Annotated in this window: 16 protein-coding genes and 2 pseudogenes; 9 read left to right on the top strand and 9 right to left on the bottom strand. The window is 72.5% G+C overall.

The window, feature by feature from the left end; all coding sequences use genetic code 11:
* Positions 1-214: 214 nt before the first annotated feature.
* Both J2N69_RS23450 and J2N69_RS23445 read right to left on the bottom strand, forming a co-directional pair.
* Positions 215-1,930 (bottom strand): Ig-like domain repeat protein, encoded by a 1,716-nt coding sequence (locus J2N69_RS23450; RefSeq protein ID WP_230902497.1) that lies wholly within the window; start codon positions 1,928-1,930, stop codon positions 215-217.
* A 222-nt stretch (positions 1,931-2,152) separates the two neighbouring features.
* Positions 2,153-4,000: a phosphoenolpyruvate carboxykinase (GTP) gene (locus J2N69_RS23445; protein WP_230902496.1), complete on the bottom strand. Its 1,848-nt coding sequence runs from the start codon at positions 3,998-4,000 to the stop codon at positions 2,153-2,155.
* A gap of 305 nt (positions 4,001-4,305) precedes the next feature.
* Here J2N69_RS23445 and trhA point away from each other — a divergent pair, with 305 nt between their 5' ends.
* From trhA to J2N69_RS23420, 5 genes are all read left to right on the top strand, one after another.
* On the top strand, positions 4,306-5,022 hold the full coding sequence (gene trhA / locus J2N69_RS23440; RefSeq protein ID WP_230902495.1) for a PAQR family membrane homeostasis protein TrhA: 717 nt from the start codon (positions 4,306-4,308) through the stop codon (positions 5,020-5,022).
* A gap of 197 nt (positions 5,023-5,219) precedes the next feature.
* Entirely contained in the window at positions 5,220-5,963 is a 744-nt protein-coding gene (locus J2N69_RS23435) for a Mut7-C ubiquitin/RNAse domain-containing protein (protein WP_230902494.1), read from the top strand.
* 73 nt (positions 5,964-6,036) lie between these two features.
* Positions 6,037-6,285: an SCO4226 family nickel-binding protein gene (locus J2N69_RS23430; RefSeq protein ID WP_205037798.1), complete on the top strand. Its 249-nt coding sequence runs from the start codon at positions 6,037-6,039 to the stop codon at positions 6,283-6,285.
* Between the two features lie 63 nt (positions 6,286-6,348).
* Complete coding sequence (locus tag J2N69_RS23425; RefSeq protein WP_230902493.1) at positions 6,349-6,822, top strand: MarR family winged helix-turn-helix transcriptional regulator; 474 nt, start codon at positions 6,349-6,351, stop codon at positions 6,820-6,822.
* A 100-nt stretch (positions 6,823-6,922) separates the two neighbouring features.
* The gene (locus J2N69_RS23420) at positions 6,923-8,596 is read left to right on the top strand and encodes an MFS transporter (protein ID WP_230902492.1); all 1,674 of its coding nucleotides are present in this window, start codon (positions 6,923-6,925) and stop codon (positions 8,594-8,596) included.
* A gap of 254 nt (positions 8,597-8,850) precedes the next feature.
* Here J2N69_RS23420 and J2N69_RS23415 read toward each other — a convergent pair whose 3' ends face one another.
* From J2N69_RS23415 to J2N69_RS36690, 4 genes and pseudogenes are all read right to left on the bottom strand, one after another.
* A complete protein-coding gene (locus J2N69_RS23415) occupies positions 8,851-10,869 on the bottom strand; it encodes a thioredoxin domain-containing protein (RefSeq protein ID WP_230902491.1) in 2,019 nt (672 codons plus the stop codon).
* A 654-nt stretch (positions 10,870-11,523) separates the two neighbouring features.
* Positions 11,524-11,925: a restriction system modified-DNA reader domain-containing protein gene (locus tag J2N69_RS23410; protein ID WP_230902490.1), complete on the bottom strand. Its 402-nt coding sequence runs from the start codon at positions 11,923-11,925 to the stop codon at positions 11,524-11,526.
* Positions 11,926-12,094: 169 nt separating this feature from the next.
* Entirely contained in the window at positions 12,095-14,137 is a 2,043-nt protein-coding gene (locus J2N69_RS23405; protein WP_230902489.1) for an N-6 DNA methylase, read from the bottom strand.
* Positions 14,138-14,747: 610 nt separating this feature from the next.
* A pseudogene (locus J2N69_RS36690) lies at positions 14,748-14,840 on the bottom strand (DUF255 domain-containing protein); the annotation flags it as partial.
* 156 nt (positions 14,841-14,996) lie between these two features.
* On the opposite strand from J2N69_RS36690, the gene J2N69_RS23400 reads away from it, so the two are divergent.
* Both J2N69_RS23400 and J2N69_RS23395 read left to right on the top strand, forming a co-directional pair.
* Entirely contained in the window at positions 14,997-15,269 is a 273-nt protein-coding gene (locus tag J2N69_RS23400) for a hypothetical protein (protein WP_230902488.1), read from the top strand.
* Entirely contained in the window at positions 15,266-15,673 is a 408-nt protein-coding gene (locus J2N69_RS23395; RefSeq protein WP_230902487.1) for a PIN domain-containing protein, read from the top strand. The genes J2N69_RS23400 and J2N69_RS23395 overlap by 4 nt, the downstream gene beginning before the upstream one ends.
* A gap of 33 nt (positions 15,674-15,706) precedes the next feature.
* Here the strand turns inward: J2N69_RS23395 and J2N69_RS23390 are convergent.
* Both J2N69_RS23390 and J2N69_RS23385 read right to left on the bottom strand, forming a co-directional pair.
* A pseudogene (locus J2N69_RS23390) lies at positions 15,707-15,865 on the bottom strand (DUF255 domain-containing protein); the annotation flags it as partial.
* Between the two features lie 86 nt (positions 15,866-15,951).
* Complete coding sequence (locus tag J2N69_RS23385) at positions 15,952-16,944, bottom strand: hypothetical protein (RefSeq protein WP_230902486.1); 993 nt, start codon at positions 16,942-16,944, stop codon at positions 15,952-15,954.
* Between the two features lie 245 nt (positions 16,945-17,189).
* On the opposite strand from J2N69_RS23385, the gene J2N69_RS23380 reads away from it, so the two are divergent.
* The gene (locus J2N69_RS23380) at positions 17,190-17,345 is read left to right on the top strand and encodes a hypothetical protein (protein ID WP_230902485.1); all 156 of its coding nucleotides are present in this window, start codon (positions 17,190-17,192) and stop codon (positions 17,343-17,345) included.
* Between the two features lie 145 nt (positions 17,346-17,490).
* On the opposite strand, the gene J2N69_RS23375 is transcribed toward J2N69_RS23380, so the two are convergent.
* Positions 17,491-18,123: an ABC transporter ATP-binding protein gene (locus J2N69_RS23375; RefSeq protein ID WP_230902484.1), complete on the bottom strand. Its 633-nt coding sequence runs from the start codon at positions 18,121-18,123 to the stop codon at positions 17,491-17,493.
* Positions 18,124-18,432: 309 nt separating this feature from the next.
* Here J2N69_RS23375 and J2N69_RS23370 point away from each other — a divergent pair, with 309 nt between their 5' ends.
* Positions 18,433-21,648 (top strand): tetratricopeptide repeat protein, encoded by a 3,216-nt coding sequence (locus tag J2N69_RS23370; RefSeq protein WP_230902483.1) that lies wholly within the window; start codon positions 18,433-18,435, stop codon positions 21,646-21,648.
* The last annotated feature ends 330 nt before the right edge of the window (positions 21,649-21,978 follow it).

The raw sequence follows: 21,978 nt of genomic DNA, 5'->3' as shown, positions 1-21,978 counted from the left end.
GCCCGGCAGGACGCGGACGTCACGCGCCCGGTCGGCGTCTGCTGATCGGCCAGTGATCCTCACCGCGGGCCCGGGCGGACGAACCGCCGTGCCGGGCTCGCCCGCACAGGTCGCGCCGGAAGAACCCTGCCCGGCAGGACGCGCGGACGCCGCCCGCCTGAGCGGGCTCGATCCGCGGCCAGCGAGGCCGCGGACCGGGGCGCCCGCTCCGTGCCTAACCGGTGATCCTCACCGTGGCCTGGGCGGAGGAGCCCTCGTGCAGGGCGTCGCCCTCGTAGCTCACCGCGTAGAGCGTCCTGCCCCGCTTGCTCGGCAGGTCCTTGATCCGGAACGTGCCGTCGGCCGCGACCGTCGCCGACGTCAGCTCGCCCGTCGTGCCGAACCGGTCGGTCCGCGTCACCTTCAGGCTGATTCCGGAGGGCAGCGCACGCCCCTGCCCGGTCAGCTTGCCGGTGATCTCCACGCCGCCCGCGCGGGTGGCCTCCGCGGGCGCCGTCAGCGCGATCGACGTCGGCGCCTTCGCCACGTCGACGGTGACGGTGACGTCCTCGGCCGGGCGGTGCGTGACATCACCGAGGAAACGCAGGGTGTACGTGGCCTCGCCCGTCCGGTCCGGTACGTCGAGGACGGTGAAGCTGCCGTCGGCCGCGACCTTGGCGGCCGCCGTCTCCTGCGTGCCGTCGGCGTCCTTGCGGACCGCGGTGACCTTCACGGGCTCGGCGGGCGCGGGCCCGTCCAGCTCCAGCCTGCCGCGGATGCCGAGCGGTTCACCGACGACGGCCTTGGTGGGCGTGGTGGTGAGCCCGCCCGTGAAGCGGGAGTCGTACTGCTTGGCGGGCGGCTGGATGACGTGCAGCCAGTGGCCGCCCCTGCTGTCCGCGGTCACCGCGAAGAGCCGTGAGCCGTCCTTGGCCCAGGCGAGGCCCTGCGGCACGACCCGCGCGCCGTCGAGCTCCCCCTCGAAGGCGAACTCCATGGCCGTGGTGCCGTTCGCCGGGTCGGCGGGCTGGATCAGCAGGTCCGGCGTGCTGCCGGCGGCCGCGGCGCCCCGCGCCACGTAGGTGCCGTCGCCGCTGAAGGCCACCGCCGAGGCCTTCGCGCCCTCCGGCAGCGGCTGGTAGCCGGCCGGGGCGTCGGTCAGGTCGTCGGCCGCGAGCAGGCGCGTGCCGTACGCCGCGTCGGCGACGGCGATCCGCTTGCCGTCGGCGCTCTGGGCGATGTCCTTCAGGTCGAGCGCGCCCTTGCCCTCGGCGTCCGCGAACCGCCGCGAGGGGCCGCGCACCAGGTTCTCGCCGCTCGCGTCGAACGTGGTGAGGAACGCGTCGGCCTCCGCGCCCGCGCCCGCCTGGCCCATGACGAGCCGGTCCGGCGCCTCGGGGCCCGCCTCCAGCTTCAGCCGCCCCCGGCTCTCCCAGCCGGTGGGGGCGGCGGTGGTGTCATCGACCCCGTACAGGAGCGCCCAGTTGTCCGGCCGGTCGCAGGACGGGTCGTTGTACGGCGTCTCCGTGAACCACGTCCTGCCGCCCGCCACGGCCACGTCGCGGCCGCACATGACGTTGTACGGCGTGTACGAGATGCCGTTCCTGGCCTGCGTCGACGTGTCGAACTTCAGAATGCCGTCGGCCTGCGACACGTGCAGCGTCGCGCCGTCCGCGCTGAGCGCCATGCCGGACGCCGGCTGGTCGGTGGCGAGCGAACCCACCTTGTGGCCCTGAAAGTCGTAGATCAGGACCGTGCTCGGTCCGCTGCCGCTCTTGCGGCCGTCGGTGACGTAGACGCGCTCGTGCGCCGAGTCGACCACCATGGCCCCGAACGACGAGAACGGCAGCTTGACCGCCTCGTCCGACGGCGTGGCGGCGTACGCGGCGGGCGTCCCGGCGGCCACCAGGCCCGCCGAGCCGAGCGCCGCCGCGAGGGCGATGCCCGTCATGCGCCGTAACCGCTGAGAGTGCTTCAACGTGGCCCCCCACAGGCTCTCTTGGCGGCTCGCTTCGATCAACGGCCGCCGTGTGGGGCCATTGAAACATGTGAGAACCCTGTGACAAGGCTGTGCGGTATGTGCGTACGTACGAGGAGCGGCCCCCCGTTTCGTACACGCGGAGGGGCCCCGCACGCCGTTGTGCGGGGCCCCTCCGGGATGACGGGCGCGGTGCTAGCCCAGGCGCTCCACCAGCGCGCGGTACTCGTCCCACAGCTCCTTGGGCGTGTGGTCGCCGAAGGTGTTGAGGTGGTCGGGGACCAGGGAGGCCTCGTCGCGCCAGACCTCCTTGTCGACCGTGAGCAGGAACTTCAGGTCGGCGTCGGACAGTTCGAGGCCCTCGGTGTCGAGCGCGTCGACCGTCGGCAGGATGCCGATGGGGGTCTCGACGCCCTCGGCCTTGCCGTCGAGGCGCTCCACGATCCACTTCAGGACGCGGGAGTTCTCGCCGAAGCCGGGCCATACAAAGCGGCCCTTCTCGTCCTTGCGGAACCAGTTCACGTAGTAGATCTTCGGCAGCTTGGACTGGTCCTTGTCCTTGGCCACGTCGATCCAGTGCGCCATGTAGTCGCCCATGTTGTAGCCGCAGAAGGGCAGCATGGCGAACGGGTCGCGGCGCAGTTCGCCGACCTTGCCCTCGGCGGCGGCGGTCTTCTCGGAGGCGACGTTCGCGCCGAGGAAGACGCCGTGCTGCCAGTCGAAGGACTCGGTCACCAGCGGGACGGCGCTCGCGCGGCGGCCGCCGAAGAGGATCGCCGAGATCGGCACGCCCTTGGGGTCCTCCCACTCAGGAGCGATGATCGGGCACTGGGCGGCCGGGGTGGTGAAGCGGGCGTTGGGGTGCGCGGCGGGGGTGCCGGACCGGGGCGTCCAGTCGTTGCCCTTCCAGTCCGTCAGGTGGGCCGGGGTTTCCTCCGTCATGCCCTCCCACCAGACATCGCCGTCGTCGGTGAGCGCGACGTTGGTGAAGACGGAGTTGCCCCACAGCGTCTTCATGGCGTTGGCGTTGGTGTGCTCGCCGGTGCCGGGCGCGACGCCGAAGAAGCCGGCCTCGGGGTTGATCGCGTAGAGGCGGCCGTCCTCGCCGAAGCGCATCCAGGCGATGTCGTCGCCGATGGTCTCCACGGTCCAGCCGGAGATCGTGGGCTCCAGCATGGCGAGGTTGGTCTTGCCGCAGGCGGACGGGAAGGCCGCGGCGACGTACTTCGACTCGCCGTGCGGCGGCGTCAGCTTGAGGATCAGCATGTGCTCGGCGAGCCAGCCCTCGTCGCGGGCCATGACGGAGGCGATCCGCAGGGCGTAGCACTTCTTGCCGAGCAGGGCGTTGCCGCCGTAGCCCGAGCCGTAGGACCAGATCTCGCGGTCCTCGGGGAAGTGCGAGATGTACTTCGTGGAGTTGCACGGCCACGGGACGTCCTGCTCGCCGTCGGCGAGGGGGGCGCCGAGCGTGTGGACGGCCTTGACGAAGAAGCCGTCCTCGCCCAGCTCGTCCAGGACCGCCTGGCCCATGCGGGTCATGGTGCGCATGGAGACGGCGACGTACGCCGAGTCGGTGATCTCGACGCCGATCGCGGAGAGCGGCGAGCCGACGGGGCCCATGCAGAAGGGCACGACGTACATCGTGCGGCCCTTCATCGAGCCGCGGAAGACGCCGCCCTTGCCGTCGGTGCCCCGGAAGATCTCCCGCATCTCGGCGGGGGCCTTCCAGTGGTTGGTCGGGCCCGCGTCCTCCTCCTTCTCGGAGCAGATGAAGGTGCGGTCCTCCACGCGCGCGACGTCGGTCGGGTCGGAGGCCGCGTAGTACGAGTTCGGGCGCTTGACCGGGTCGAGCTTCTTGAAGGTGCCCTTGGCGACGAGCTCCTCGCACAGGCGCTCGTACTCCGCCTCGGAGCCGTCGCACCAGACCACCCTGTCCGGCTGCGTCAGTTCGGCGATCTCGTCGACCCAGGAGACCAGCTCCTTGTGACGGGTGGGGACGGCGTTGGTCGGGACGGTGCTGGGAGCCGCGATATCGCGCGCCACGATTGCTCCTAATCGAGGGGTTTTTGGGATGTATGCCCCGTGGGGGCTGCGACCCGGACGCTTCACGTGTGATTTTCCCTTGGCGCTCATCCGGTGCCGACCGCACTCATTTGATCATCCGACGCCGCCGCGCATCTGTCCAGAGGACCTCACACCTGAGCGGCGTGAGGATCGCCACTTGTACGCCTTCGGGTGACGAGGGCGGGTTTCCGCCCGTTTTGGCGACGGCGGTCCGGGTACCAGGTGGCCCGCACCCCACAGCCGACTGATGACCGACTTACGGACCCGTAGGTACGATGCCGAACATGACCGCCTCCGTCTCCGAAGCGATCGAGGAACCCGAGGGCGCCCCCTCCCTCGTCCCGTCCCCGCAGGACATGCCGCTCCCCGTCAAGCCCAAGATGCGCGGCTGGCTGCACGCCGGAATGTTCCCCGCGGTGGTCGTGGCCGGCCTGGTGCTGACCGCGCTCGCCGACACCACCCGCGGCCGGATCGCCTGCGGCATCTTCGCCCTGACCGCCTGCCTCCTCTTCGGGGTGAGCGCGCTCTACCACCGGGGCGACTGGAGCCCGCGGGCCGACCGCGTGCTGCGCAGACTCGACCACTCGAACATCTTCCTGATCATCGCGGGCACGTACACACCGCTGACGATGCTGCTGCTCCCCGGCGCGAAGGGACAGTGGCTGCTCTGGGGCATCTGGGGCGCGGCCGTCGCGGGCATCGTTTTCCGCGTCTTCTGGGTCGGCGCGCCGCGCTGGCTCTACACGCCGTGTTACATCGCGATGGGCTGGGCCGCCGTCTTCTTCCTGCCGGACTTCATGCGCACGGGCGGCGTCGCCGTCCTCGTCCTGGTCATCGTCGGCGGGCTGCTCTACAGCGCGGGCGGCGTCATCTACGGCATCAAGCGCCCGAACCCCTCCCCCCGCTTCTTCGGCTTCCACGAGGTCTTCCACTCCCTGACCCTGGCGGCCTTCGCCGTGCACTACATCGGCATCTCCCTGGTGGCCTACCGGCACGGGTGATCCGCCATCTCCCCCTTCCGGTGTGCGGGTGGCCGCAGCTCTTGAGCCGCGGCCACCTTTGCTTTCGGCCGTGGGCCGCGCGCCGGGACCCCCGTCGCGATCCGAGAAGGTGCCCCCTACCGGCTGGTCCGCCGAGCGCACCGGGCGCGACCCGACGGGCCGGGACCGGGACGCCACCGGCATGCCATCCTGACCGCATGAACGGTCCGGAGATCCTCGTCAGTTTCGACCCCGCGCTCGGCACCTTCGTCCCGCAGGAGCGAAGGGACGGACCCACCAAGGCCGTTACGGACGGCGCGTCCACGCTAGGGCACGTGGTCGAGTCCCTCGGGGTGCCCCTGACGGAGGTCGGCGCGCTGGTGGTGGACGGCCGCGAGGTCGCCGCCGGGCACGTCCCGGCCCAGGGCGAGACCATCTCCGTACGCGCGGTCAGCCGCCCGCAGCCCGTGCCGGGCGCTCCCCTGCGCTTCCTCCTGGACGTCCACCTCGGCACGCTGGCCCGGCGGCTGCGCCTCCTCGGCGTCGACGCGGCGTACGAGAGCACGGACATCGGCGACCCCGCCCTCGCCGCCCGTTCGGCGGCCGAACGGCGCGTCCTGCTGAGCCGCGACCGGGGGCTGCTGCGCCGCCGCGAACTGTGGGCGGGGGCCTACGTCTACAGCGACCGCCCCGATGAGCAGCTCCGTGACGTCCTCGGCCGCTTCGCCCCGCGCCTCGCCCCGTGGACGCGCTGCACCGCCTGCAACGGCACCCTCCGCACGGCCACCAAGGAAGAGGTCGCGGACCTCCTGGAGGGCGGCACCCGCGGTTCGTACGACGTCTTCGCCCAGTGCGCCGACTGCGCCCGTGTGTACTGGCGCGGCGCCCACCACGACCGGCTGGAGGCGATCGTGGCAGGGGCGGTGGCGGAGTTCGGCGGGCCGGTCGGGGCGCAGGTGTGAGCCGAGTGGAGGCGGCGCGCCCCCGGGAGCACCATGGAAGAGGGGCACGTCCGCCCGCCGAGGAGTGAGTGCGATGGCCAAGTTCATGGACGTCCATCACGGCATGAAGGACATCACCGCCGACCAGCTCAAGGAGGCGCACGCCGCTGACCTGGCCCATCAGGACCAGGAAGGTGTCACCTTCGAGCACGCGTGGGCCGACCCGGTGTCCGGGGACGTCTTCTGCCTGTCCGAGGCGCCGTCCGCGGACGCCGTCCAGCGCGTCCACGAGCGGGCGGGCCACGCGGCGGACGAGGTCCACCCGGTGCCGCTCATGGTCTGACCAGCAGCAGGACCCCTCACAGGTATGTTGACATAGGTATCTCGCCATACTTACCCTGCCGGCATGCCCACCTCCAGCGCGCCCGAGCGGGACATCAAGGACATCGCGTCAGCGATGTCCTCCGTCTTGCCCGCGCTGCACCGGGCCCTGGAGCGGCGCTTCGCCCTGGACTTCCCCTACCCCCGGCTGCCCGAGGGCCAGCTGGCGCTGCTGCGGCTCGTCGGGGAGCGGGACGGCATCACCGTACGGGCGGCGGCCGACGCGCTGCTGATGAAGCCGAACAACGTGAGCGCCCTGGTCACCCAGCTGGCCGGGCAAGGGCTCCTGGAGCGCGGGCAGGACCCCGCCGACAAGCGGATCGCGCGGCTGCGTCTGACCGCCGAGGCGCGGCGCAGGCTCGACCAGGCCGCGCACCTCATGGACGGCTACCTCATCGAGGCGCTGCACGCCCTCACCGACGGGGACCTCGACGCCATCGGCTCGGCCCTCGGCGCCCTCAGGGGCCTCGCCCGGCACATCCACCCGGCCGCCTCCTGACGGCTGCGGCGTACCCGCACCGGTAACCACCGCCGCACGTGCGGCCATGTGGCCGTACGCCCTCGCGCATCCCCCTCTTTCTAGGAAGCAAGGCACCTCCATGCCCGCCACTTTCGTGGATCACTCACCCCTGCCCGCAGCCGGCCCGCCGGACGTTCCCGCGGGGCGCCGCGGGCGGCCATGGCTGACGCTCGTCGCCGTCGCCTTCGGCCTGTTCATGGTCGGTCTGGACGGCTCGGTCGTCTCGATCGCCAACCCGGAGATCGGCCGGGACCTGCACGCCTCCACCTCCGACCTGCAATGGGTCACCAACGCCTATCTGCTGGCGCTCGCCGCCGCGCTGATCCTCGGCGGCAAGCTCGGCGACCGCTTCGGACGGCGCACGTTCTATCTGGTCGGCGTCGCCGGCTTCACGCTCGCCTCGGTCGCCATCGGCCTGGCGGGCTCGATCGAGGGCGTCATCGCCTTCCGTGCCGTCCAGGGCTTCTTCGGCGCGCTGCTGATGCCGAACACGCTCGGCCTGCTGCGGGCGGTGTTCCCGCCGAAGAAGTTCGGCATGGCGGTGGGCATCTGGGCGATGGTGTCGTCCGTGTCCACGGCGCTCGGCCCCATCGTCGGCGGGCTGCTCGTCGAGCACGTCAACTGGGAGTCCGTCTTCTACATCAACGCCCCCATCGGCGTCCTCGCGCTCGTCTTCAGCGCGCTGGTGCTGCCGCAGAGCAAGAACGCGTCCGGCCCGCAGCGCTTCGACGTCCCCGGCGTCGTCCTGCTCGCCCTCGGCCTGCTCGTGGTCGTCTTCGGAGTCGTCAAGGGCGAGACGTGGGGCTGGGGTTCGGGCGCGACGCTGGGCACGCTCGCGGCCGGGATCGTCGTCCTGCTGGCCTTCGGGTGGTACGAGGCGCGCCTCGGCCGCCCCTCTCCGAACGCCCGGTCCGGCGCGGACAGGGGCCACCCCCTCCTGCCGATGCGGTTGTTCCGCAACCCGGCGCTGACCATCGGCACGATCATCACCGCCGTCAACTTCTTCGTGCTGCTCGGCGTGATCTTCTTCGTGATGCTGTACCTGCAGAACGTACGCGGCTACACGCCCGTCGAGGCCGGGGTGCGCACTTTGCCGCTGAGCCTCGCCTCCGTCGTCGCCTCGCCGCTGGGTGCCGCGCTCACCGAGCGGTTCGGCGCCCGGCTGTCGATGCCGCTCGGCATGGCGCTCCAGGCCGCGGCCTCCTTCGGGGTGCTCGGCTGGGGCGTGCACTCCTCGTACGGCGCGATGTGGCCGCCGTTCATCGCGCTCGGCCTCGGCGTCGGCATGGTGATGGCCGCCTCTTCCGACGCGATCGTCGGCAACGCGCCCGTCGAGGACGCGGGGGTCGCGGGCGGTCTCCAGGCCACCGCGCTCCAGGTCGGCGGCGCGCTCGGCACCTCCGTCCTCGTCTCCCTGATCAGCAGCCGGGTCGGCGCCACGCTGACCGGTGAGCTGACCTCGGCGGGTGTACCGGGGCCCATGGCCCGGGGTCTCGGCGAGGCCAAGGACGCCGTCGCGATGGGGATCTCCCCCGCCTCCGGTGACATGCCGGTGTCCCTGAGGGCAGCGGTGACCGAGGGCAGCGGCCAGGCGTTCATCAACGGCGTCCACACGGCGGCCCTCGTCACGGGCGTGCTGTGCGCGGCGGGCGCCGTCCTCGCGGCGGTGGGGTTGCGGCGTGGGGCGGGGGTGGCGCGGCCTAGCGCCGAGGCCTCGGGCGGGGGACCCGGGGCAGAGGGGCGGCGGGGGTGACGTGGCCCGTGCGCCGAGGGTTCGGGCAGCAGGCGGGCGGGGGTGACCCGCCCGAGTGCTGAGGCCTCGGGTCGGGGAGCTAGGAGAGCAGGTGGGCAGGGGTGCCCGCCCGAGAGCTGAGGCCTCGGGCGGGAGACTCAGGAGAGCAGGCGGGCGGGGGTGACCCGCCCGAACGCTGAGGCCTCGGGTCGGGGAGCTAGGAGAGCAGGTGGGCAAGGGTGCCCGCCCGAGTGCTGAGGCCTCGGGCGGGAGACTCAGGACAACAGCCGTGCCAGTTCGGCCGGGTCCGTAGTGGGGGCGTCGCAGACGAAGCCGCGGCAGACGTAGGCGGCGGAGCGGCCGTCGACCAAGGGGCGGTCGGCCAGCAGCGGCAGTTCGCCGGAGCCGGGCCGGCCCGCCGCGACCGCCGCGCCCGGCGCCGCGCCGAGCAGCGCCGTGCGGTGCAGGTCGCCGAGGATCTCCCCGACGACCGCCACCTCGCGCGGCCCGTCCAGCGCCGCCTCGGCGACCGCGAGGCCGTGCCCGATGAAGCGCGGCACGCGGGGCCCGAGGGCCTTGACGACGCCGAGGGACCGCTCGGCCGCGGTGCGGTGCGGTGAGGCGCCCGTGTGCGCGGCGTACGTGAGGAGTGCGCCCGCGGCCGCCGTCCACCCGGAAGGCGCCGCGTTGTCCGTGGGGTCCTGCGGCCGGCGGATGAGCCGCTCGGCGTCGGCGGCCGTGTCGTACAGCGCCCCGCTCTCCTCGTCCACGAACTGCGCGAGGACGTGGTCGAGCAGGAAGCCCGCGAACTCCAGCCACACCCCCTCGCCGGTCACCGAGGCCAGCGCGAGGAAGCCCTCGGCCACGTCGGCGTAGTCCTCCAGCACCCCCGCGTTGGCACCGGCCTGCCCGTCCTTCGAGGTGCGGGCGAGCCGCGCGCGGGCGTCCATGTGGAGGCGTACGAGAAGGTCTCCCGCGCCCACGGCCGCCGCGACGAGGTCCGGCCGGTCGAAGTACGCCCCGGTCTCGGCCAGCGCGGCGATCGCGAGGCCGTTCCAGGCGGCGACGACCTTGTCGTCACGGCCGGGCGCGGGCCGCTCGGCGCGGGCGGCGAAGAGCCGCTCACGGATCGACGCGAGCCGGGAGGCGTCCGCCACCGGGCCGTCCAGGGCGGGCAGTTGGAGTACGGAGGCGCCCTCCTCGAAGGTGCCCTCCTCCGTCACGCCGTAGCAGGCCATGGCCAGCTCCGCGTCGGCCTCGCCCAGCACCTCACGCAACTGCCCCGGCGTCCATACGTAGTACGCGCCCTCGACGTGCTTGCCCGTGGCCGGGTCCTCGCTGTCGGCGTCGAGCGCGGAGGCGAACCCGCCCTCGTTCGTGCGCAGTTCGCGGACCATGAACTCCGCGGTCTCCAGGGCGACACGCCGGGCGAGATCGGAGCCGGTGGCGCGCCACAGATGGGCGTACGCGCGGCAGAGCAGGGCGTTGTCGTACAGCATCTTCTCGAAATGCGGCACGACCCACTCGCGGTCCACGGAGTAGCGCGCGAAGCCGCCGCCGAGCTGGTCGTAGATGCCGCCGCGCGCCATCCGCTCGCAGGTCTCGGCGGCCATCTGGAGGGCGCCCTCGGAGCCGGTGCGGGCGTAGTGCCGCAGCAGGAACTCGATGACCATGGACGGCGGGAACTTGGGCGCGCCGCCGAAGCCGCCGTGCGCCGCGTCGTAGTCGCGGGTCAGGCCGAGCAGCGCCTGGGCCAGCTCGTCCTCGCCGGGTTTCTCGCCGGTGCCGTGGGTGAGCTGCCGCTCCCCCAGCTCGCGCACGATCTTGCCCGCGACCTCGTCGACCTCGCCGCGCCGGTCCGTCCACGCCCGGTGCACACCGTCGAGCACCTGCGCGAAGGAGGGCATGCCGTGCCGCGGCTCGGGCGGGAAGTACGTACCGAAGTAGAAGGGCTCGGCGTCCGGCGTGAGGAAGACGGTCATGGGCCAGCCGCCCTGACCGGTCGCGGCCTGCACGGCCTCCATGTACACGGCGTCGACGTCGGGCCGCTCCTCGCGGTCGACCTTGATGTTCACGAACTTCTCGTTCATGAGCGCGGCGGTCGCCTCGTCCTCGAAGGACTCGTGGGCCATGACGTGGCACCAGTGGCACGCTGAGTACCCGACCGACAGCAAAACGGGTACATTGCGCCGTTTGGCTTCGTCGAACGCCTCCTGTCCCCACGGCCACCAGTCGACCGGGTTGTCGGCGTGCTGAAGCAGATAAGGCGAGGTCGTACCAGCCAACCGGTTCATACGACCCAGCCTCTCACAGCGCCTGGCGCGACCGGTGAAGCGCTGGCGAGCCCGCCCCGCTTGGCCGAAACAGTATGGGTGCGCCATGACGTGCCGGACGTCCTCGTCCCCGCCAGGAGGGCAGCCCGACACCTCGGAACACCAGGCTGGGCGCAGCAGCGCTGGAACTGCGAGGCTCCTCGAAGGAGGTACACCATGTTCGCCGAGATGGTGGCATCCCGAACGTCGGAGGCGCCCAAGGCGCCCTTCTGCCCGGGACCCCTCCGGCCAGGGCACCGCCTACCGACTGCCCTCGGACTTCGCGGGTTCCACCGGCCGTGCGTCCGCGGCGTGCTCGATACCTCGGAACCCGCCCCCGAGGTAGCTGCCGATCACGATGACGGTCGCCGCCGCACCGAGTGCGACCGCCAGCCGCTCTCCTCTCGACTGACCGGTCGCACCCGCCGGTGGCACGGTCCGGCGGTAGACAAGCACCCCGGCTGCGACGGCCCCGGAAACGACAAGGACGGTGATCAGATCAAAGGTTACGTACAAGGAGTCCCCCGTGTTCGAAGCCCGCTGCCGGAACGAGATGCCTCGGCGGCGGATGCAGGTAAACGGTCCGGTTCAAGGACGGGTTCGACGCCCCCGCCCGGAGGGGGGCGCCTGGGCCGGCTACTCGGCATCCAGCTTCTGCCGCAGCTGATCCAGCGTGTAACCCTCGGGTGTCCGCCACAGGGTCCAGCCGTTGATGACGTTGCCGGTCACCGCCTCCGCGGCCTTCGACGGCGAGGGGAAGGGGGAGGGGTGTCCGTCAACGACGAGCTGGCCGTCGGCAGTGACGACGGCACGGCCCGACCTGTTGGCGCGGCGCTGACGGAACGTGAGCTCCGCCCCCGGTTCCAGCAGGCCGGCGCGCATCAGCCCGGCCAGAGGCCCCTGGGGGATCACCGGAGCGGCCTGCGCCGAGGCGGCCCCTTCCCCGAGGGACAGGGTGACGTGGATGGTGTCGTCACCGCTCGCGCTCACGAGTCGGGCGATGACAGCGGGGTCGAATTGGATGCTCAGCGTGGCCATGCGGGCTCCTGACGTAGACGGCCTCCCCTGACGGGATTCCTTGACTTTTCTTCGATTGCAAGCAGCACGAGCAGCTCGGATTAACTCCTTGTTTCAGTAATTAAGGAGAACTCGCGGGCAAGGGCTCCGGATGCCGACCGCTTCACCTGCGGATGGGGGCCCGGCCGCCTCATCTCGCCAGGAAGCTGCTCAGCGCCTTGCTACGCATGTCCCGCATCGCCGCCAACTGGTCCACCAATCGCCGCTCGTGCGCATCGAAGCACGCCATGGCCGCACCGATGGACCGCTGGGTGTCGAGATCGGGAAGGGCGATGGGCAGCCTCCCGAGCACATCGAGTGAGATGGTCCGCAGTGCCAGGCTTCCGGTCGAATGCGCATCGAGCCACTCCCGGGCTTCGGAGCTGCGCAGGAATGCCGCCAAGTAGTGGGAGTCGACGGTGCCGGGAGGGCTGATCACGAAACAGCCGGTGCCGCAGACCCAGCCTTGCTGCTCTTCCCCGACTACGGCACACCGTCCGAGATCACCCCGGCGGGCGATCACGACATCGCCCGGGTTCAACCGAAAGCGGTTAAGCCGTTCGGCATGCTGCTCGGAAATGCGCTTGACGTCGCCCACGAGGAAACCGATGTCCGAGATGTCCTTCGGCATCACCACAGGGACCCCAGGAGCCTCCACATAGTCCTGGGCTCGGATCAGGCTCCCCGAAGGCCCCGCGAGCAGCCGCACGGGATGGCCATCGGCCGTCTTCCCCCCGCCCACCACGTCCTTCAGTGAGAGGGTCTGACATCGGATGCCGTTCTGCGCCAGCTGATCCTGTGCGCCGGCGATCTGTGCCAGTTCCGCCCCGAGCTCCGACGTCTCGCGGTTACGCCTCTCAAAATCGGCCAGCACGGCGCTCAGATCCGTGCCCCCGCCCGGCTCGCTGTCCGTCCTGAGGTAGGTCCGCGGGTCGAGGTTGCCGGCGTTCTCGATGAGTTCGGCGTACGTAACCGATCGGGAGAAGCCCGGCTCGTCCACCTCCTCCGAGGTTTCGAACCAGAGTCGAAAGCGTTCGGCGATCCGGCCGACGTCCTCGCTCGCCAGCACGCGGGGCCGCTCCGACGACCGCCCTCCCGCGCCGCGCGCATCGACGAGGATGACGGAATCAGATCGGTGCTCCGGACAGGCCCGGCGGCCTCGGCCGAGTACCCAGATGTGCACGGCGATGTTGGTTCCCGCAAAAAGGTACGCCGGCAAGGCGATGACCGCGAGAACCGCTCCCCGGGCCACCATCTCCCGACGGATCACCGCCTCCGACCCTCCCGCCCAGGCCGCCCGCGCAGGCATCACGACCGCCGCGATCCCGCCTTCCTTCAGTTGGGAGCAAGCGAGCTGCAACCAGGCGAAGTTGGCGCTCGACTCCGGCGGCGCGACGAATTGCCGCCGTTCCCACCCGTCGATCCGCTGGTTGAACGGCGGATTACTCAACACCCGGTCCACACGGCCCAGATTCCGGCCCCGCATCAGCATCGCCGGGTCCGCCAGCCCCACCTGCGGCGCGCTCACCCTGTGCAGGGCCAGGTTCAGCATGGCCGGGCGCACGTTGGCCCGATCCACCGCGTACGCCTCGAACGAGTTGTCACCGACCGACCCCCTCTCGGCCAGGTACCGAGCGGCAGCCGCGAGCACGCTTCCGGTTCCACAGGCCGGGTCCATGATTCGGTCTCCCGCACGGGGACCGGCCAGGCCCGCGAGCAGATCAGCGACCCCGCTCGGTGTATAGAACTCCCCTCCCGGCAATGCCCCTTCTTCCGCATGCCGCTGGAGCAACAGCTCGCAGACGTCAGCCACCGCGACCTCTCCGAGGCCGGGGCTCCGATCCAGCGCCGCGACGAAAGCCGTCGTCCAGGGTGCGTCGTCCGGCCCGCTCCCCACGTCGAGGTCAGTCGGCCACGGCAGCGGAAAACCCGGATGCCGGGCCGCCTCCTGCAGAGCCCCCCGCAGCTCGGCCACCGGGGGAAAACCAGCGGCGGCCTCCGCCGAGGCACGCTTCCACCGCTTCACGAAATCGCCCTCGGCTTGGCCTTTCTCCTCCGCAAAGGCGGCGAGCATCAGGATCGCCAGCATCGTGTCGAGGTCGCCGGCCGTACCCCGGCCGCGCCGGTAGGGCGCGTACGCCCGCCACAGCCGGTCGGCGACCTCTGCTGCCGGGTCTTCCGCTTCTTCGATCATCGAGCACCCCTCCTCCAAGTCCTTCGTTCCACTTCACCCGGTTGATGAAGTAGGCCCCAGCGGTGGCCGCGATCAGTTGGCACCACCGCCATGTCGCCCCGTGCTCCGTCGCCCTTACCGGGCAGTTCGACGTCCTCGCGACTTCAGGCTCGCCAGAACTTCATGCGCAGCACCGCTGCGCAGTGCATTTCCGTTTCGCACTCGTCGACCTCGACACTCAAGGACTCCGCGTGACCCTTAGATTAGTGGCACATCACCCCTGCACCACGAAGCGGCACGCGTCGAGGAAAGACCGACCCACCTCACTGCGCAGCCTGACTGCGCACGAGTCTCTCGAGTAAGCCGCAGCTCCGGCCGCTAGCCCGCCGGACCGAATCGCAGCTTCAGGGCATCGAGAGAGGGGTGGGTGTGATGCAGGTCACTCTACGAGGGCCGCGGCTCTCCGGCGCGCGGGCAGGCCATGGCTCCTCGGCCAGGCCCGCGAGGCACCCCTGACCGACCGGGCCGGAGCACGTGCCGTCGACGAACGAGACTGCGGCCCAGCCGAGTCGTTCATCGCCGCCCCCGGAGACGAAGACATCGAGCGGGCGCCGCGCGTAGGAGCTGACTGACACCAGTGGCACGAGCTGTAGCCGACGCTGACCAGCACCGGGACGTCACGCCGCCGGGCCTCCTCGAACGCCTCGGCCGATGGGCCCTGCCAAGCGGCGGTGGATGGGGGAGTCGACTCGCCCCTCGGTGGGCGTTCACCTCAAACCGGGGAAACCATCCAGGTGGCGCGCGGACCTGGCCGTCGACCAGTTCATGGGGAAGCAGCAAAGCCCTCTCCATGTAATAGAGCTTGTCCTACACTCTGAGCATGAAGCCGACCCGAGCCGGGACCACCGAGAACATCTCCGTATCCATGCCCACCGAGCTGGTCGGCGAGCTCCGCTCTCGAACTGGCCGCCGGGGACTGTCCAGCTACATCACCGAGGCTGTCAGACATCAGCTCGCCATGGATGGGCTCGCCGAGATCGTCGCGGCCCACGAGGAGGAACACGGCGCGCTCACTGAGCAGGAGGTCGAAGCCGCTCGTCGCGAGCTCTTCGGAGACGTGAACGCCGAGGATGTCGAGCGGGGCGCCGCGTGAAGGAGCAGCCGGCCCGCTCGCTGGTGCTCGACTCCGAGGCCCTCTCCCTGCTGCTGCGCAACGACCGCGCTATGGCGGCTCGCATCGAGGCATCCCGGCAGGCTGGGGTTCCCGTCCTCGTGTCCGCGCTGACCATCGTCGAAGCCGTACACGGGAAGACCGATCTGGCGCGCTTGAAGTGGGTGCTCTCCCGACTGCGAGTGGAGCCGGTCAGCCAAGAGGACTCCCTGACCGCAGTGGAGCTGCTTCAGGACGCAGGCGGGCTGCACGGGCACAAGTACGCGATCGACGCCCTCGTCGCCGCGCTCGCGCTCCGCCTCCCGGCGCCCGTGATTGTCCTGACTTCCGACCGCGACGACTGGTCGAAGCTCTGTGGGAGCCGCGTGATCATCAGAGAGGTGTGAACGCCGCCGACTACTGTGTTCGCGAGTTCACTGGCACCAGTGACAGCTGCTGTACCCGACGCTGAGCAGCACCGGCACCCCGCGTTCGCGTGCCTCGGCGAAGGCTTCGGCCGACCAGGGCCACCAGTCGACGGGGTTGTCGGCGTGCTGGAGGAGGTAGGGGGACGTCTCATGGGCCAGTCGGTTCGGCATACCTCCATCCTGCCCTGCGCGGCGGCCTCGCGCGGGAACCCGGCCGCGCCGGGTTGCCACCGAGGGCCACCGGGTGCCAGGCGGTGCTACACGCGGCCGAGGCGGGTCAGCAGGGCGCGGGGAGTCCACCCGGTGCGGCGCAGGCCCGCCCACAGGCACCAGGCGGTGACGCCCAGCGCGAGCAGGGCCGCGCCGGGCGCGGACGGCATGTGCGCCATGCCGAGGACGCCGATCAGTACGACGACGAGTCCGTCGAACTGCCAGAGGAAGACGCGGAGCCCGGAGAGGTCGCCCAGGGGGGTGATGACGGGCAGCAGCAGTGCGATCGGCAGGTCCGTCTTCATCTCGCGCAGGAACCTGGCGCCGAGCACGAGCACCACCGACCCGGCGGCGAGCAGCAGCGCGTCGGCCCGCGGCGGCCACCGGGTCACGGCCGCGACACCGCCCGCGAGGCCCGCCGTGGCCGTCACCGCGACGACCGGCCAGGCCAGGGTGCGGGCAAGGGTCCCGCCCCACCGCTCCCCATGGAGCGGAGCCCGCGTCAGCTCGTCGCGCAGTGCGCGCCAGGTCTCGCCGACCCACCCGGACCCCCAGTACACGGCGAGCGAGCCGGCCACCCAGGACGGCGTGGCCGCCCCCGTGCCCGGCTCCGCGACGCCGAGCGCCAGCAGGGCGCCGCCGGTCAGCAGGAATCCCGCGGCCGCGAGCGCCCGGCCCGGGGTACGGAGCGCGCGGACCGCCCCCTGCGCGAGGTGGCCGCGCAGCCGCCCGTCCGGGCGCACCAGGGCTGAGGTGAGGCCGCGCGGCTGCGGGCGGTACAGGTCGAGCGCGTGGTGGAGCGTGCCGGTCCACGCGAAGGTCTGGGCCTCGGCGGCCCGCGCCGATTCGCGGGCGAGCCGGGCGAGGTCGACCGTGCGGAGGGACCGGAACGCGGCCCGGCCGAGCACGGCCGCCGTGGCCGCCGCGACACCGGCGACGGGCCACAGGCCGCCCCCGCCCAGGAGGGCGGAGCGGCCGAGCAGCGCGAGGGCCGCGGCCGCGGCGGCCACGGCGGCGGCGAGCAGGACGTTGTCGCGCACCGTCCGGATCTGCCCCCCACAGCCACGCCACGGGGGCGACGGCGGCGATGCCCACCGCGACGGCCACGCCCTGCGGCAGAAGTGTGGCCCCCGGGCGGTCGAACAGGTCGGTCACGAGGAACGCCGCCGTGCACACCGCCGACAGCGAGCCCAGTCCCGCGTACGCCAGGCGGCGGCGGGCGATGGGGCCGAGGTAGTGCGTCGGGGAGAGGTCGGTGGAGCTGAACACGTGCAGCAGGAACGGCTTGAGCACCAGCGGTCCCCAGAACCGGCCGGCGAGCTGGGCGCCCCACACCACCACGGCCGCGGCGAGGCCCGCCACGGGTGCGGCGGCCCGGGAGGAGTCCAGCGGGACGAGCGCCCGCGAGGTGCGCACCAGGTGGACGACCGGCGCCACGTAGACGAGGACGAGGATGGCGGTGAGGTAGCCGGTGTACGCCCAGTCGTGCACGGTGGCGCGGCCGCCGCGGCGGGCGTACCGGTGCCGCACGGCGTGGACGCGGGCTCTGGGGTCCGCCTCCTGCGCCGCCGTGACGCTGTCCGTCGTCATCCCAGCTCCGTGACGCCGTCGCAGGCGTCCACCAGGGCGGTCTCATGGGTGGCGACCAGCAACGACGTGCCCTGCCGCGCGCGTTCGGCGAGCAGGGTGGCGACGAGGCCGACGCGGTCGGCGTCGAGATGCCTCTCGGGCTCGTCGAGCAGGACGACGTCGGCCGGGCGGACCAGGGTCAGCGCGAGGCTGAAGAGCTGCAACTGGCCGGAGGAGAGCTGCGCGGGGAACCGTTCGCCGAGCGCGGTCAGGCCCAGTCGCCCGATGACCTCGGCGGCGCGCTCCGCGGTCGCCGTGGTGTTGCCGTGCCAGGAGGCGGCGACCAGGGCCACCTGCTCACGCAGCGTCATATCGCGTGCGACGGGCACCGGTTCGACGAGCGAGGCGATGAGGCGCCGGTGCCGGGGCCGGGCCAGGTCGATGGCCTCGCCCCGCACGCGCACGGCGCCGCCCGTCAGCCTCCGGCTCCCCAGGAAGGCCCGCAGCAGGGTCGTCTTCCCTGAGCCGTTGCCGCCGGTGAGACACCGGAACTCGCCCGGCAGCACCGCGAACGTCGTCGGCGCCAGCAGTGTGGTCCCGTCCAGGACGACCGTGGCATCCCGCGCCTCGATCGCGGGCACGTCGCTCACGGCCGCTCCAGGACGACCGGCGTCTCCCGGAAACACGCCAAGCACCCTTCCCCCGCATACGATCCGTTGACGTCCGCCACCTCCAGCCCCCGCGATCCATACCCTCGGCCGGATCTCCGCGAGCGTAGCCCAGGGGTCTGCGCGTGGACCCTGTGGGTGCCGACGCGCTCCGGGCCGGGAAGACGCTCCGAACCCGCCGCACGCCGCTCCCCGGCCGCACCTGATCCGCCCGCTCCCTCGCGCCGACGCCCCCCACCCCGCACACTTGTGGCCGCAGAGACACCTGTCGCTCTCGGAGGGGGAACCCATATGCGGGACAGCCATCGGGCCGAGGCCGAGCGGCTGTTGGCACGGGCCGTGGAGGAGGAGGTGCGGCGGTCGGGCGGCCGCGTCGACGGAGGCGTGCTGCTCGCGCGGGCGCGCGGGTCCCTCGACGCCATGGCGCGGACGGCCGCCGAGGAGTACGAGGCGTACACCCGGGCCCTCGACGAGGCGGGCGCGGGGCAGCTCACCTTCGGGCAGCGGTACGCGCGCGAGGGCGCCGGAACTCCTCTGCTGGTAGCCGCGGTTGCCGCCGTCGCCGCCGGGGTGTCCGACCTGTCGTTCGGCACGAGCACCGGCACGGCCCTGGCCACCGGCGTGGTCGTGGCCGTGGCGGGCGCGGCGGCGACCGTGGCGAAGGTGACGGCCTCCCACGTGCCGGCGGCCAGCCGCCGCGCGGGGGCGCTCAGCCAGCCGGGCGGGCCCGAGCAACTGCGGCTCCAGTGGCTGACGGCGCTGGAGGTGCGGGGCATCCGGCCCTTCCTCGACCAGCAGCGGGTCCTCGCCGCGTCGACCGGCACGGCCGCGAAGAAGGCGGCGCCGCGGCTGCGCGGCACGGACAAGAGCGCGGCGGCGCGCAGGCGTTCCGTACTGGAGCAGTCCTTCGCCCAACTGCCCGAACTCGACGGGCCGTTCGCGGGGCGCAGGGTCGAGCTGGCGCGGATCGCCCAGTGGGTGCACGCGGCGCGCGCGAGCACCGAGACCCGGCCCACGGTGGTCATGCTGCACGGCGCGCCCGGCTCGGGCAGGTCGTCGCTGGCGGTGCGGGCCGCGCTCGACCTGCGGGACCAGTTCCGTGGTGCGTGCGTGGTGGACCTGCGCGGCGACGCCCCGCAGGAGGCGCCGCTGTCCACGCGGGACGCCCTGCTGCACCTCCTGAACCGCTTGGGCGCACCGCGCGAGCAGCTGCTCTTCCGGGAGCGGTCCTCGAAGGAGCAGCAGGTCAAGCGGCTCAGCGAGCTGTACCACCAGTATCTGACGGGCATCGCGGTGACGATCGTCCTCGACGACGCCAGCGACGCCGAGCAGGTCCGCGCCCTGATCCCCGAGCGCTCCGACAGCCTCGTCCTCGTCACCGCCCGCGAGCCCCTCGCGCTCCCCGCGGACCTGTCGGCCTGGGTGCACCGCCTCCCCGTCGAGGCACTGGACGCGGCGGGCGCCGAGGAGCTGCTCCGGGAGTCCGCCGAGGACCTCTCCGGGCCCTACGACGCCGCATCGGCCGACGCGGTGCGGGAGTGGTGCGGCGGCCTGCCGCTCGCGCTGCGCGCCGCCGGTTCCTCGCTGGGCCCGCGCTCACCGCGCCAACTGGCCCATGATCTCGCCGCGTACGGCCCCCTGGAGAAGGCCGGGCCCGTCGAGCGCGTCCTGTGGCTGCGCTACACCGACCAGCCCGGGACCGCCCGGCGGCTGCTGCGGCGCCTCGCGCTCGCCGGGCGCGCCTCGCTGGGCCCGGCCGCCGCGGCGGCGCTGCTCGCCACGGACGAGCAGGAGGCGGGCAGGCAGCTCACCGCGCTCTCCCGCGCGGGGCTGGTCGAGCGGCTCCGGGGCGGCCGCTACCGCCTGCACGACCTCGTACGCTCCTTCGCGCGCTCCCGCCTCCTGGACGAGGAGGAGCCCGCCGAGCGCACCGCCGCGCAGGAGCGGCTCATCGCCAGCTACGGCGAGCTGGCCGACACGGTGATCCGCCTGGTCGACGGCAAGACGTCCACCAGGGCCGACCAGTTCGGGCAGCACGGCTTCGCCTCCCTCGACGCGGCGCTGCGCTGGCTGGACGACGAGTCGACGTTCATCACGGCGGCCCTGCGGCACGCGGAGGGCGTCGACCAGCGGGCCGTGCTCAATCTGCTGGGCGCCCTGTGCGACTACTGCCTGCTGCGCGGCGACCTCTACCGCCTCGGTGAGATCAACGAACTGACGCAGGCCATCGACCAGGGGCTGCTCGGCCGCAGCGTGCAGTGGCGCACCGGCATCGCGGCCCGCCAGCTCGGCGAGCTGGATCAGTCGCGTACGACGTTGAACTCCGTGGTCGACCTCTACTTCGAGGCCCACCAGGACGCCGCCGCCGCCCGCGCGCTCGGTTCGCTCGGCATCACGCTGCACCACCAGGGCAATCTGACGGAGGCCGCGGCCCGGCTCACGGAGGCGCTGGAGCTCCAGGCCGCCGACGAGCTGGCGGGCGACCGCGCCTGGACGCTGCACGCGCTCGCGGCGGTCGAGCGGGACCGCGCCCACCTCGCGCACGCCCTCGGCATGCTCGGCCAGGCGCTGACCCTGCACCGCCGCAGCGGTTCCGTGCACGGCGAGGCGTGGACGCACTTCCAGCTGGGCCAGCTCCGGCTGCGCATGGGCGACGTACCGGGCGCCGAGACCGCGTTGCGCGACGCCCTCGACCTGTACGGACGTACGCGCGACCAGCGCGGCGAGGCGTGGGCGATGACGCAGCTGGCGCGGGCCCGGCTGGTGGACGGCGACCCCTCGCCCGCGGTCGACGGCCTGCGCCAGGCGGTCTCCCGGCACCGCGACAACGAGGACGCGCGGGGCGAGGCCTGGTCGCTGTACTACCTCGGCCAGGCCCTGGAGGAGACCGGCAGCCTCGACATGGCGGTGCGGGACCTGGAGCGGGCGCGCACGATGTTCTCCCGGATGCGGGACGTGTACGGCCTGGCGTGCGCCCGCCACCACTCCGCGCGCGTCACCCGCGACCAGCGCGCCGCCCAGACCGGCTCGCTGCGCAACTCCGGTTTCGCCCGCCAGCTCCTGGTGGACGCCCGCGCCGACTTCCAGCGGATCGGCGTCGCGCACGGCGAGGCCTGGACGTGTCTGGAGCTGGCGGTCGTGGACGCGGGCAACAACCGCACCCAGCAGGCGCTGGCCCTGTGCGACGAGGCCGTGGACCTCTTCGCCTCGTACGGCGACCGGCGCGGCGGCGACTGGGCCCGCTTCCTGCGCTGCACCCTGCTGCCGTACGCCTCGCCGGGCGGCTGGGAGATCGGCACGGCGGTCGCCCAGGAGGAGCTGAGCCAACTGGCCCGCGCCGCCCACCCGACCCGCGACGGCAAGCTGGCCGAGTACGTGGAGGCGTACGGCCTGCTCCTGGAACGCGGCGCCGACCTGGAGGCGGGCTGGCAGGCGTGGCGCCTCGGCATGGTGCCGAACCGGCACGCGCGGGAGGTGATGGGCGTGGACGTGCCGCGGGAGCGGTGAGGCGCGGGGCACGTGGGCCGTCGGCCAGGATCTCGCCGCCGCCGCTCCTCCGGCCGTGCTGCAGCCGCCAACGGCCACACTTGGTGCGTCACGGCAGGCGGAGCCGACCTGCGCCGAGCCTGCACCGCCTCCACCCAGGGGCGGGGCCCATGGGCCCCGGCCGGGATTTCGGCGCCGTCACTCCGGCCGGGCCCGCAGCCGCCGACGCCCGAACTCCACCGCCGACGCCACCCGCCGGACGCGGGCGCGTCACGGCAGACGGAGCCGGTCGACGCCGGGCCCGCTACCGCCTGCTCTCCGCGCTGCCTTCACCCGGGAGCGGGGGCCCAT

The sequence above is a fragment of the Streptomyces huasconensis genome, assembly GCF_021028635.1.
Taxonomy (GTDB): domain Bacteria; phylum Actinomycetota; class Actinomycetes; order Streptomycetales; family Streptomycetaceae; genus Streptomyces; species Streptomyces huasconensis.
This window is presented reverse-complemented; position numbering and strand designations above follow the sequence as displayed.

Excerpts from the sequence above, each read along its gene's own strand:
- J2N69_RS23420 (WP_230902492.1), top strand. The coding sequence starts at position 6,923 with ATGCCCGCCACTTTCGTGGATCACTCACCCCTGCCCGCAGCCGGCCCG.
- J2N69_RS23400 (WP_230902488.1), top strand. The coding sequence starts at position 14,997 with ATGAAGCCGACCCGAGCCGGGACCACCGAGAACATCTCCGTATCCATG.
- J2N69_RS23430 (WP_205037798.1), top strand. The coding sequence starts at position 6,037 with ATGGCCAAGTTCATGGACGTCCATCACGGCATGAAGGACATCACCGCC.
- J2N69_RS23415 (WP_230902491.1), bottom strand. The coding sequence starts at position 10,869 with ATGAACCGGTTGGCTGGTACGACCTCGCCTTATCTGCTTCAGCACGCC.
- J2N69_RS23405 (WP_230902489.1), bottom strand. The coding sequence starts at position 14,137 with ATGATCGAAGAAGCGGAAGACCCGGCAGCAGAGGTCGCCGACCGGCTG.
- trhA (WP_230902495.1), top strand. The coding sequence starts at position 4,306 with ATGACCGCCTCCGTCTCCGAAGCGATCGAGGAACCCGAGGGCGCCCCC.
- J2N69_RS23370 (WP_230902483.1), top strand. The coding sequence starts at position 18,433 with ATGCGGGACAGCCATCGGGCCGAGGCCGAGCGGCTGTTGGCACGGGCC.
- J2N69_RS23425 (WP_230902493.1), top strand. The coding sequence starts at position 6,349 with ATGCCCACCTCCAGCGCGCCCGAGCGGGACATCAAGGACATCGCGTCA.
- J2N69_RS23410 (WP_230902490.1), bottom strand. The coding sequence starts at position 11,925 with ATGGCCACGCTGAGCATCCAATTCGACCCCGCTGTCATCGCCCGACTC.
- J2N69_RS23435 (WP_230902494.1), top strand. The coding sequence starts at position 5,220 with ATGAACGGTCCGGAGATCCTCGTCAGTTTCGACCCCGCGCTCGGCACC.
- J2N69_RS23450 (WP_230902497.1), bottom strand. The coding sequence starts at position 1,930 with ATGACGGGCATCGCCCTCGCGGCGGCGCTCGGCTCGGCGGGCCTGGTG.